The sequence below is a fragment of the Clostridium sp. CS1-1 genome (genome assembly GCF_056135525.1).
This window is the reverse complement of sequence record NZ_CM148680.1, coordinates 4,793,468-4,805,439: the sequence shown is the minus strand read 5'-3', so window position 1 is coordinate 4,805,439 and position 11,972 is coordinate 4,793,468. Positions and strand designations below refer to the sequence as shown.

11 protein-coding genes and 1 other annotated feature are annotated in these 11,972 nt (G+C 34.8%); all 11 genes read left to right on the top strand.

Going from position 1 to position 11,972, the window contains the following annotated elements; translation table 11 throughout:
• Positions 1-143 precede the first annotated feature (143 nt).
• The 11 genes from rpmG to rpsL all read left to right on the top strand — a co-directional run bounded on the left by rpmG (position 144) and on the right by rpsL (position 11,877).
• Complete coding sequence (gene rpmG / locus AC0N0V_RS22745; RefSeq protein WP_474461200.1) at positions 144-293, top strand: 50S ribosomal protein L33; 150 nt, start codon at positions 144-146, stop codon at positions 291-293.
• A 46-nt stretch (positions 294-339) separates the two neighbouring features.
• Complete coding sequence (gene secE, locus AC0N0V_RS22740) at positions 340-570, top strand: preprotein translocase subunit SecE (protein WP_474461199.1); 231 nt, start codon at positions 340-342, stop codon at positions 568-570.
• A gap of 47 nt (positions 571-617) precedes the next feature.
• On the top strand, positions 618-1,139 hold the full coding sequence (gene nusG / locus AC0N0V_RS22735) for a transcription termination/antitermination protein NusG (protein WP_474461198.1): 522 nt from the start codon (positions 618-620) through the stop codon (positions 1,137-1,139).
• 72 nt (positions 1,140-1,211) lie between these two features.
• A complete protein-coding gene (gene rplK, locus AC0N0V_RS22730; protein ID WP_474461197.1) occupies positions 1,212-1,637 on the top strand; it encodes a 50S ribosomal protein L11 in 426 nt (141 codons plus the stop codon).
• Between the two features lie 54 nt (positions 1,638-1,691).
• Positions 1,692-2,381, top strand: a complete 690-nt coding sequence (gene rplA / locus AC0N0V_RS22725) for a 50S ribosomal protein L1 (protein WP_474461196.1) — start codon at positions 1,692-1,694, stop codon at positions 2,379-2,381.
• Between the two features lie 43 nt (positions 2,382-2,424).
• Positions 2,425-2,554: a sequence feature (ribosomal protein L10 leader region), on the top strand.
• A gap of 34 nt (positions 2,555-2,588) precedes the next feature.
• A complete protein-coding gene (gene rplJ, locus AC0N0V_RS22720; protein WP_474461194.1) occupies positions 2,589-3,089 on the top strand; it encodes a 50S ribosomal protein L10 in 501 nt (166 codons plus the stop codon).
• Positions 3,090-3,138: 49 nt separating this feature from the next.
• Positions 3,139-3,498, top strand: coding sequence for a 50S ribosomal protein L7/L12 (gene rplL / locus AC0N0V_RS22715; RefSeq protein WP_474461193.1), 360 nt, complete (start codon positions 3,139-3,141; stop codon positions 3,496-3,498).
• 272 nt (positions 3,499-3,770) lie between these two features.
• Positions 3,771-7,469: a DNA-directed RNA polymerase subunit beta gene (rpoB, locus tag AC0N0V_RS22710; protein WP_474461192.1), complete on the top strand. Its 3,699-nt coding sequence runs from the start codon at positions 3,771-3,773 to the stop codon at positions 7,467-7,469.
• Positions 7,470-7,486: 17 nt separating this feature from the next.
• On the top strand, positions 7,487-11,023 hold the full coding sequence (gene rpoC / locus AC0N0V_RS22705; RefSeq protein WP_474461190.1) for a DNA-directed RNA polymerase subunit beta': 3,537 nt from the start codon (positions 7,487-7,489) through the stop codon (positions 11,021-11,023).
• Between the two features lie 116 nt (positions 11,024-11,139).
• Positions 11,140-11,382 (top strand): ribosomal L7Ae/L30e/S12e/Gadd45 family protein, encoded by a 243-nt coding sequence (locus AC0N0V_RS22700; protein ID WP_474461189.1) that lies wholly within the window; start codon positions 11,140-11,142, stop codon positions 11,380-11,382.
• Between the two features lie 117 nt (positions 11,383-11,499).
• On the top strand, positions 11,500-11,877 hold the full coding sequence (gene rpsL, locus AC0N0V_RS22695) for a 30S ribosomal protein S12 (protein WP_474461188.1): 378 nt from the start codon (positions 11,500-11,502) through the stop codon (positions 11,875-11,877).
• The last annotated feature ends 95 nt before the right edge of the window (positions 11,878-11,972 follow it).

Here is an 11,972-nt window from a genome sequence, read left to right as displayed (position 1 = left end):
TAAATTAATAGTAATACATGCTTTTAATTTCAATTGACATAATAACTAAGTTGTGATAAATTATCTAAGTAACGCACAATCGTAAGTAACAATAAACGACATTTTGATATTTATATATAGGCATGTATCAGGAGGTGGAAGCAATGAGAATAAAAATAACAATAGCATGTACAGACTGCAAACAAAGAAATTATCATACAATGAAAAACAAGAAAAATGATCCTGACAGATTAGAAATGAGAAAGTATTGCCCATTTTGCCATAAGCACACAGCTCATAAAGAAACAAAGTAGTATTACATAGAGGCGTTTAATTAAAATGAATTGAGGATGTGAAATAATGGCTGCACAGAATGATATGAAAAAAGTGAATAAAACAGCAGCATCCGGCAACGGAGTTATTAATTTTTTTAAAGAATTAAAAGCAGAATTTAAAAGAATAACTTGGGCCTCTAAAGAAAATGTAAAAAAAGCAACAGCAACAGTTATGACATTTTGTGTTATATATGTATTAATTGTTGGACTACTAGATTTTGGATTCAAAAATCTGATTGCAGTAATATTTAAATAACATAAAAAGGAGGTAGGGGTCGAGAGAAGATTCCCGTCCCTTGAATTATGGCAGAAAAAGCTAGATGGTATGTAGTACACACATATTCTGGTTATGAGAATAAGGTTAAAGCTAATCTTGAAAAAACCATTGAGAATAGAAATCTTTACCATTGGATAGATGATGTTCAAGTTCCTATGGAGGAACAAATCGAAATAAAAGATGGTAAAAAGAAAATAACTCAAAAAAAGATTTTTCCAGGATATGTTTTAGTGCATATGATAATGACAGATGATTCTTGGTACATAGTTAGAAACACTAGAGGAGTAACGGGGTTTGTAGGACCAGGGTCAAAACCTGTACCACTTACTGAAGAAGAAGTAACAGCTATGGGCATAGCTGAAAAACTCGTTAACGTAGATGTTGAAGTGGGAGAGAATATTAAAGTTAAGTCAGGACCATTAGAAAACTTCCCGGCTGTTATCCAAGAAATTAATACAGAAAAAAGAAAAATTAAAGCGTTAGTAAACATGTTTGGCAGGGAAACCCCTGTTGAACTTGATTTTAATCAAATAGAAAAACTAGATTAGTCAATAAGACGTAAGTCTTAACAAGTGGGAGGGCATAAGTCCGTATAACCACATTTTAGGAGGTGTAAATTCATGGCTAAAAAAGTAGTAGGAATGATTAAACTTCAACTTCCTGCAGGAAAAGCAACTCCAGCACCACCTGTTGGACCAGCACTTGGACAGCATGGGGTAAATATTATGGGATTCTGTAAAGAATTTAACGCTAAGACTGCTAATCAAGCAGGCTTGATAATTCCTGTAGTTATTACTGTATATCAGGACAGATCATTTAGTTTCATACTAAAGACTCCACCTGCAGCAGTATTATTAAAGAAAGCAGCAGGAATAGAGAGTGGATCAGGCGTACCAAATAAAACTAAAGTTGCTAAAGTAACTAAAGAACAAGTTAGACAAATAGCTGAAACAAAAATGCCAGACTTAAATGCAGGATCAGTTGAAGCTGCTATGAGCATGGTAGCAGGAACAGCAAGAAGCATGGGTATAGTTGTTGAAGAATAGTTAACCAAAATAGTGGGAGGTAAAAACCGTTAAAACCACAAAGGAGGATAGAAAATGGGAAAGAGTTACAATGAAAGCGTTAAGCTTATTGATAGAAGTGTTCTATACACACCATCAGAAGCTATGGAACTTGCTGTAAAGACTTCAAAAGCTAAATTTGATGAAACTATTGAATTAGCATTAAGACTTGGAGTTGACCCAAGACACGCAGACCAGCAAGTTAGAGGAGCTGTAGTACTTCCTCACGGAACTGGTAAGAAAGTAAGAGTTTTAGTTTTTGCAAAAGGTGATAAGGCTAAAGAAGCTGAAGCAGCTGGCGCAGAATTCGTAGGAGCAGAGGAACTAGTTGATAAAATACAAAAAGAAAACTGGTTTGACTTTGACGTAGTTGTTGCTACACCAGACATGATGGGTGTTGTTGGTAGATTAGGTAGAGTATTAGGACCTAAGGGATTAATGCCAAACCCAAAATCAGGTACAGTTACTTTTGATGTATCAAGAGCAGTAGCTGATATTAAAGCTGGTAAGGTTGAATATAGAGTTGATAAAACTGCTATAGTACACGTTCCAATTGGAAAGAAATCATTTGGAGAGCAAAAATTACTTGAAAACTTCCATTCATTAATGGAAGCTGTTATAAAAGCTAAACCTGCAGCTGCTAAAGGACAATACTTAAAATCTGTAGCAGTTTCAAGCACTATGGGACCTGGAATAAGAATAAATCCGGTAAAAGCATTAGATTAATTGTTGACATAAATCGATAATTAATGTATAATCTTAGAGGTTGATAAAATAAATAAATATTCCGTAGACAGTAGGTGCGAATGCATAACGGTTGTACCAACCTACCGAGGGTTCCAATAGTAGAATGTAATTGGTCTCTCTGCGTTTACGGAGAGACCTTTAAATTTATATTATATCAGTTTTAAACTGTGAGGAGGTGGACACACAGTGGGAAAGAATAGAGAAATAAAAGAAACAAAAGTGTTAGAAATAAAAGAAAAAATGGAAAAAGCTCAAGGTATAATTTTCGCTAAATATCAAGGATTAACTGTTGAAGAGGATACAGAGCTTAGAAAGAAATTAAGAGAGTCAGGCGTAGAATATAAAGTTTACAAGAATACTTTAACTACGTTAGCTGCAAAAGAGTTAGGATTTGATGGAATTGAAAGCGTTCTTGAAGGACCTGTATCAGTAGCATTTGGATATGAAGATCCAACAGCTCCTGCTAGAATCCTTAATGACTTTGCAAAGGATCATAAAAAGTTAGAATTAAAAGGTGGAGTAGTTCAAGGCGAGATATTTGATACTGCAAAAGTTCAACAACTTGCTAAAATACCACCAAGAGAAGTTCTACTTGCTCAATTACTTGGAAGCTTCAAAGCTCCAATGTCAAACTTAGCATATTTATTAAATGCTATTAAAGAAAAGAAAGAGTCAGAAGAAGCATAATTTGAATAATGAATAATTTATTGAAGAGAAATTTTGGAGGTGTCTAATAATGACTAGAGAAGAAATAATTCAAGCTATAAAAGAAATGAGCGTTTTAGAATTAAACGAGTTAGTAAAAGCATGTGAAGAGGAATTTGGAGTAAGCGCAGCTGCTCCAGTAGCAGTAGCGGGTGCAGCACCAGCTGCAGCAGAAGAAAAAACTGAATTTGATGTAGTATTAGCTAATGCTGGATCAGAAAAAATAAAAGTTATAAAAGTAGTTAGAGAGTTAACTGGCTTAGGATTAAAAGAAGCTAAAGAAGTAGTTGATGGAGCTCCTAAGACATTAAAAGAGGGCGTAAGCAAAGAAGATGCTGAAGCTATAAAAGCTAAACTTGCAGAAGTTGGTGCTACTGTAGAAATAAAATAGTATCTTATAAAAAAGAGGCACTTTTTATATAAAAAGTGCCTCTTTTCAAATTTATAGACAGTAATTATTGACAATTATTTAGTATTGTGATAAAATAATTTATTGCATTGATGAATTAATTACAATGTGAATATTATAATTTTTTACTAAAGTTTGAATTAATTATAAAAAAAAGGTTATACTAAAAAGATGGTAATGTGGTCAATCCAGAAACACATTTTAATTGAGTTGTGTTTGTGGTTATTTTTAGTTTATGCAAGGGGTGAAAGTCAATGGTACATCCTGTCCAGGTTGGTAAAAGAACAAGAATGAGCTTTTCCAAACTTAAAGAAGTAGGTGATATGCCTAATTTGATTGAGGTGCAGCTAGATTCCTATAATTGGTTTTTAAGGGAAGGCCTGCAAGAAGTGTTTGACGATATTAATCCAATTCAGGATTATACCGCTAATCTAAATCTAGAGTTTGTTGGGTATAAATTGGATATGGATAACATCAAGTATTCTGTTGAGGAATGTAAGGAAAGAGATGCTACATACGCAGCACCTTTAAAAGTAAAAGTTAGATTACTTAACAAGGAAACTGGTGAGGTAAAAGAACAAGAAGTGTTCATGGGAGACTTTCCTCTTATGACCGAACAGGGAACCTTTATTATTAACGGTGCAGAAAGAGTAATAGTTAGCCAATTAGTTAGATCACCAGGTGTTTACTATGACATGGCAGTTGATAAGACAGGTAAGAAACTTTTTTCCGCAACTGTAATACCAAACAGAGGTGCTTGGTTAGAGTATGAAACTGACTCAAATGATATAATTTATGTAAGAATAGACAAGACGAGAAAGTTGCCTATAACTATTCTTGTAAGATCTATGGGGTACGGAACAGATGCTGAAATAACTGAGTTTTTTGGAGATGACGAAAGATTAAAAGCTACAATAGAAAAAGATAATACAAAAACTCGTGAAGAGGCATTACTTGAGATTTACAAAAGATTAAGACCGGGAGAACCACCTACAGTTGATAGTGCACAGTCACTTATTGAATCTTTATTTTTTGACCCCAAAAGATATGATTTATCAAGAGTTGGAAGATATAAATTCAATAAAAAATTAGCATTACATCTAAGAATTGCAAACCAAATTTCAGCAGAAGATGTTGTAAGCCCACAAACAGGTGAGATTCTTATTCAAAAAGGTGAGAAGATTGATAGAGAAAAAGCCTTAGAAATTCAAAACTGTGGTGTAAACTCAGTAAATATTCAAGTTGAAGATAAAGTTTTAAAGATTTTAGGAAATAACTTTGTAAATATACATAATTTTATAGATTTTAAAATAGATGATTTAAATATAAAGGAACTTGTTCATTATCCTACTCTAAAAGAAATTTTAGACAATTATAGCGATGAACAAAGTATAAAAGAGCAACTAAGAAAGAATATCCATATGTTAATACCTAAGCATATAATAAGAGATGATATATACGCTACAGTAAGCTATGAATTAGGATTAGCGTATAATATTGGTCATACAGATGATATTGATCACCTTGGAAACAGAAGACTTAGATCAGTTGGAGAACTTCTTCAAAACCAATTTAGAATAGGTCTTTCAAGAATGGAAAGAGTAGTTAAGGAAAGAATGACTATTCAAGATCAAGAGGTAATAACTCCACAAGCACTGATAAATATAAGACCTGTGGCAGCAGCTATAAAGGAGTTTTTTGGAAGTTCACAGCTTTCACAATTCATGGATCAAACAAATCCTTTATCAGAGTTAACTCACAAGAGAAGACTTTCGGCTCTAGGACCAGGTGGTCTTTCAAGAGAAAGAGCTGGATTCGAAGTTAGAGACGTTCACCACTCACACTATGGTAGAATGTGCCCTATAGAAACACCAGAAGGTCCAAATATAGGTCTCATTAACTCATTAGCAACTTATGCTAGAGTTAATGATTACGGATTTATCGAAGCGCCATATAGAAAAGTTGATAAAAAGACAGGTAGAGTTACCACCAAAATAGTATATATGACAGCAGATGAAGAAGATGAGTACCTAGTTGCTCAGGCAAATGAACCTATTGAGGAAGATGGATATTTTATTGATAATAAGATTACTGTAAGAACTAAGGAAGATATAATTGTTGTTCCACGAGAAGATGTTGACTTTATGGATATATCTCCAAGACAAATAGTTTCTGTTGCTACTGCAATGATACCATTCTTAGAGAATGATGATGCCAGCCGTGCTCTTATGGGATCAAACATGCAACGTCAGGCGGTACCCCTATTAAAGCCTCAAGCTCCAGTTGTAGGAACAGGAATTGAATTTAAGGCTGCGGTAGACTCAGGTGTATTACCAAAAGCAAAAAATGCAGGAATTGTTGTATATGTGAGTGCAAATGAGGTAAGGGTTAAGAGAGATTCAGATGGTGGAATAGACGTCTATAGACTTCTTAAATTTAAGAGATCTAACCAAGGTACTTGTATAAATCAAAGACCAATAGTAAGCAAGGATGAACGTGTTGAAAAGGGAACTGTATTGTCAGATGGACCATCAACTGATTTGGGAGAAATAGCATTAGGAAAAAACATCAGAATGGGATTCATAACATGGGAAGGTTATAACTATGAAGATGCGATGCTCATTTCAGAAGAGTTAGTTAAAAATGATGTATTTACTTCAATTCATATAGAAGAATATGAAGCAGAAGCAAGAGATACAAAGTTGGGACCAGAAGAAATAACAAGAGATATACCTAATGTTGGTGATGATGCCTTAAAGGATATAGATGAAAGAGGAATAATAAGAATAGGTGCTGAAGTAAGATCAGGAGATATTCTTGTAGGAAAAGTAACGCCTAAAGGAGAAACTGAACTTACAGCAGAGGAAAGATTGCTTAGAGCAATATTTGGAGAAAAAGCAAGAGAAGTTAGAGATACTTCATTAAGGGTACCACATGGAGAAGCTGGTATAATTGTTGACGTAAAAGTATTTACTAGAGAAAATGGTGATGAATTACCACCAGGTGTTAATAAACTAGTTAGATGCTATATAGCACAAAAAAGAAAGATTTCTGTTGGAGATAAGATGGCAGGAAGACATGGTAATAAAGGGGTTATTTCTAGAGTATTACCTGAAGAAGATATGCCATTCTTACCTGATGGAAGACCACTTCAGATATGTTTAAACCCATTAGGGGTTCCTTCACGTATGAATATAGGTCAGGTACTTGAGGTTCATTTAGGTTGGGCAGCAAGTGAACTAGGATGGCACATAGCTACTCCTGTATTCGATGGAGCTACAGAGGAAGAAATAATTGACTGTCTATTAAAAGCTGGATACAAAGAACATGGTAAAACAATATTGTATGATGGAAGAACTGGAGAGCCTTTCGATAACGATGTAACTGTAGGCTATATGTATATATTAAAACTAGCTCACTTAGTTGATGACAAGATACATGCTAGATCTACAGGACCATATTCATTAGTTACTCAGCAACCGTTAGGTGGTAAGGCGCAATTCGGAGGACAGAGATTTGGAGAGATGGAAGTTTGGGCCCTAGAAGCATATGGTGCTGCTCATACTCTTCAAGAAATATTGACAGTTAAGTCTGATGATGTAGTGGGAAGAGTTAAAACTTATGAAGCTATTGTAAAAGGTGAAAATATACCTGAACCAGGAGTTCCTGAATCATTTAAGGTTCTTATAAAGGAATTACAGGCTTTATGTCTTGATGTAAAAGTATTAAATGATGATAATGAAGAGATAAAATTAAGAGAATCAGTAGAGGAAGAAATAGAGGACTTAGGTGTTAATATTGAAGGTAGCGAAGAGATTGTTCCACCACCTCCTACTGATGACTACATTGAAAATGAAGATACTGATGAAGAACTAGATATCGATTATGAAGATATTTCTTTAGATGATCTTCAGGGCGAATTGGAAATAGATGATTTTGGTGATGAACACTAGGAAGGGAGGATGTACCCTTGTTTGAATTAAATAATTTTGATGCACTACAAATAGGATTGGCTTCGCCTGAAAAAATTAGAGAATGGTCTAGAGGTGAAGTTAAAAAACCAGAAACTATAAATTATAGAACGTTAAAACCCGAAAGAGATGGTTTGTTCTGTGAAAGAATATTTGGACCAATGAAAGACTGGGAATGTCACTGTGGTAAATATAAGAGGATTAGATATAAAGGTATAGTTTGTGACAGATGCGGCGTTGAAGTTACTAAAGCTAAGGTAAGACGTGAGAGAATGGGGCATATTGAACTCGCAGCCCCTGTATCTCACATATGGTATTTCAAGGGAATACCATCGCGTATGGGACTTATACTTGATATGTCTCCAAGGGCTTTAGAAAAAATTCTATACTTTGCATCCTATGTTGTTTTAGACCCTAAAGAAACTCCTTTATTAAAGAAGCAATTGCTAAATGAAAAGGAATATAGAGAAGCTGTAGACAAATACGGCGAAGAAAACTTTTCGGCAGGTATGGGAGCTGAGTCTATTAAAAAGCTTTTAGAAGAACTAGACTTAGAGCAATTATCTGTTGAATTAAAAGAAGATTTGAAAACCAGTACAGGACAAAAGAAAGTAAGAATAATTAGAAGATTAGAAGTTGTAGAGTCATTTAGAAAGTCTAGCAATAGACCAGAGTGGATGATTATAGATGTAATACCTGTGATACCACCAGACTTAAGACCTATGGTTCAACTTGATGGTGGTAGATTCGCTACATCAGATTTAAATGACCTTTATAGAAGAGTTATAAACAGAAACAATAGATTGAAGAAGCTTCTAGACTTAGGTGCACCAGATATCATAGTAAGAAATGAAAAAAGAATGCTACAAGAAGCAGTAGATGCACTTATAGACAATGGAAGAAGAGGAAGACCAGTTACAGGACCAGGAAATAGACCTTTAAAATCATTATCGGATATGTTAAAAGGTAAGCAGGGAAGATTTAGACAAAACCTACTAGGAAAGCGTGTTGACTACTCAGGGCGTTCTGTTATAGTTGTAGGACCTGAACTTAAAATGTATCAATGTGGACTTCCAAAAGAAATGGCGCTTGAATTATTTAAACCTTTTGTTATGAAGAAGCTTGTTGAAAGTGGAGTAGCACATAACATAAAAAGTGCTAAAAGAATGGTTGAAAGGGTTCAGACTCAAGTATGGGATGTACTTGAGGAAGTAATAGCTGACCATCCAGTTCTTTTAAATCGTGCTCCTACTCTACATAGACTAGGAATTCAGGCATTCCAACCTGTACTTGTTGAAGGTAGAGCAATAAAACTTCACCCACTATCATGTACAGCGTACAATGCAGATTTCGATGGAGACCAAATGGCTGTTCACGTTCCTTTATCTGTTGAAGCGCAGGCAGAAGCAAGATTCTTGATGCTTGCAGCACACAATATAATGAAACCATCTGATGGAAAGCCAGTTGTAGTACCAACTCAGGATATGGTACTTGGTTCATATTATTTAACTATAGATAAAGATGGTGAGAAGGGTGAAGGAAAGATATTCTCATCACCTGATGAAGTGATAATGGCATATCAATTAACTGAAGTTAGCATTCATGCTAAAATAAAAGTTAAAATGACTAAAATAAAAGATGGAAAAGAAGTTAGCGGAATAATAGAAACTACTCCAGGGAAAATAATATTTAATGAGGCTATACCACAAGACTTAGGATTTATAGATAGAAGTAAGCCAGAAAACGAATTTAAGTTGGAGGTTGATTTCCTTGTTACTAAGAAAAACCTTGGAAAAGTTATAGATAAATGTTATATGAAACACGGTGCAACTGAAACGTCTATTATGCTTGATAACATAAAGGCAAAAGGATATCATTATTCAAGTATAGGAGCTATTACTGTCTCAACATCTGACATGGTAGTTCCAGAAGATAAGAAAAGATTACTTGAAGAAGCTGATGCCGCAGTTGATAAAATTGAGAAGATGTATAGAAGAGGATTCATATCTGAAGATGAAAGATATGAAAGAGTTATAGAAAAATGGACTAAGACCACAGAAGATGTAGCAGACGCGCTTATGAGAACGCTTGATAAGTTTAATCCAATATTTATGATGGCAGACTCTGGAGCCAGAGGTTCTAAGAGTCAGATTAAGCAACTTGCAGGTATGAGAGGTCTTATGGCTAACCCATCTGGTAAAATTATAGAATTACCTATAAGAGCATCATTCAGAGAAGGACTTGACGTTCTTGAGTATTTTATATCAACCCACGGAGCTAGAAAAGGTAACGCTGACACGGCTTTAAAAACAGCAGACTCAGGATACCTTACTAGAAGACTTGTTGATGTAAGCCAAGATGTTATAGTAAGAGTTGAAGATTGTGGAACCCAAGATGGTTATGAAGTATCTGAAATAAAAGAGGGAAATGAAACAATTGAAAGTCTAGCTGAAAGACTTACTGGAAGATATTCAGGAGAAGATATCCTAAATCCTAAAACAGGAGAAGTTATTGTTGCAAGAGATACCTATATGGACTCTATAATTGCAGATAAAGTTGAGGACGCTGGTGTTAAAAAGGTAAAGATTAGATCAGTATTTACTTGTAAGTCAAAACATGGTGTATGCTCAAGATGCTATGGAATGAACATGGCTACATCTCAAAAGATAAATATAGGAGAAGCTGTTGGAATAGTTGCGGCACAAAGTATAGGAGAACCTGGTACTCAGCTTACAATGAGAACATTCCACACTGGTGGGGTTGCTGGAGCAGATATAACTCAAGGTCTTCCAAGAGTAGAGGAATTATTTGAAGCTAGAAAGCCAAAAGGACTCGCGATAGTAAGTGAAGTTGCGGGTACAGTGAGAATGGAAGAAACAAAGAAGAAGAGAATGGTTTCAGTTATAACAGAAGCTGGAGAAGAGGTTACTTATGATATCCCATTTGGTTCAAGACTTAAAGTATCAAATGGAGATGTAATTGGTGCTGGAGATGAAATCACAGAAGGTTCTATTAATCCACATGATGTATTGAGAATTAAGGGTGTACTTGGAGTTAAAAACTATCTTCTATCAGAAGTGCAAAAAGTTTATAGATTACAGGGTGTTGATATTAATGACAAACATCTTGAAGTTGTAGTAAGACAAATGACTAGAAAAGTAAAGATAGAAGAGTCAGGTAATACAGAGTTATTACCTGGAGTACTAATTGATATATTTGACTTTGAAGAAGAAAATGAAAGAGTTGAAGCTCAAGGTGGAATACCTGCACAGGGTAAGGTTGCTTTACTTGGTATTACAAAAGCATCACTAGCTACGGAGTCATTCCTTTCAGCAGCATCGTTCCAAGAAACCACAAGAGTACTTACAGATGCAGCTATTAAAGGGAAAATAGATCCGCTTCTAGGATTAAAGGAAAATGTAATTATTGGAAAGTTAATACCTGCTGGTACAGGTATGACAAGGTATAGATCAATTAGAATCAACACTGAAAAGGAAAATGATGAGAACTTACTAGATGATGAGGCACAAGCTTAATCATATAACTTATTGACATACCAGTGCTAAGATGATAAAATACATCTGTATGTTTTTTATGGAGACAAAGTAATTTAAACTTTGTCTCTATAGAACTGTAAGGGGGAATAGAGATTATGGTTTACAGGCTTGAAGGAAACAAAGTTATTGGCGTTAAGCAGACAGTTAAAAGTATTAAAAACAATAGCGTTAAAACTGTTTATATTGCTAAGGATGCTGATGATAAGTTAGTACAGTCAGTAAAAATATTAGTTGATGAAAATTCCCTGGAAGTATTGTATATAAATACAATGAAAGAATTAGGAAGACTTTGTGGAATAGATGTAGGAGCTGCGACAGCTGCTGTACTAAAAGATTAGTCTTTTTAATTAAATTAGCTTACAGATTTAATTTAACATAAATTTTTAACACTACAAATTTGAAATTAACTTAGGTTAACAGCCTAGTTTAATTTATATCTTAAAGGAGGTGTAAATATGCCAACTATAAGCCAATTAGTAAGAAAAGGCAGAAAGACAGTAGGTACAAAATCAACAGCACCAGCACTAAAGGAATGCCCTCAAAAAAGAGGAGTTTGTACAGTAGTAAAAACTACAACACCTAAGAAGCCAAACTCAGCGTTAAGAAAAATAGCAAGAGTTAGACTAACAAACGGTTTTGAAGTATCTGCGTATATTCCAGGTGTAGGTCACAACTTACAAGAGCACAGCGTTGTTCTTATAAGAGGAGGAAGAGTTAAAGACCTTCCAGGGGTTAGATACCACATAGTAAGAGGAGCACTTGACTCTGCTGGAGTAGCTAACAGATTACAATCAAGATCAAAATATGGTGCTAAGAGACCAAAACAAAAATAAGATTTGGTCAAATTAAGTTGAAAAGTAGTGCTGCGTCTTCAGCATTTATATATAGATTTATAGATAATTTGCAGAAGTACAAAGCACTTTGCGGT

Bases quoted from the DNA above. Each gene is read 5' to 3' on its own strand.
- secE (WP_474461199.1), top strand. From the start codon at position 340: ATGGCTGCACAGAATGATATGAAAAAAGTGAATAAAACAGCAGCATCC.
- rplA (WP_474461196.1), top strand. From the start codon at position 1,692: ATGGGAAAGAGTTACAATGAAAGCGTTAAGCTTATTGATAGAAGTGTT.
- rpmG (WP_474461200.1), top strand. From the start codon at position 144: ATGAGAATAAAAATAACAATAGCATGTACAGACTGCAAACAAAGAAAT.
- rpsL (WP_474461188.1), top strand. From the start codon at position 11,500: ATGCCAACTATAAGCCAATTAGTAAGAAAAGGCAGAAAGACAGTAGGT.
- AC0N0V_RS22700 (WP_474461189.1), top strand. From the start codon at position 11,140: ATGGTTTACAGGCTTGAAGGAAACAAAGTTATTGGCGTTAAGCAGACA.
- nusG (WP_474461198.1), top strand. From the start codon at position 618: ATGGCAGAAAAAGCTAGATGGTATGTAGTACACACATATTCTGGTTAT.
- rplL (WP_474461193.1), top strand. From the start codon at position 3,139: ATGACTAGAGAAGAAATAATTCAAGCTATAAAAGAAATGAGCGTTTTA.
- rpoB (WP_474461192.1), top strand. From the start codon at position 3,771: ATGGTACATCCTGTCCAGGTTGGTAAAAGAACAAGAATGAGCTTTTCC.
- rplK (WP_474461197.1), top strand. From the start codon at position 1,212: ATGGCTAAAAAAGTAGTAGGAATGATTAAACTTCAACTTCCTGCAGGA.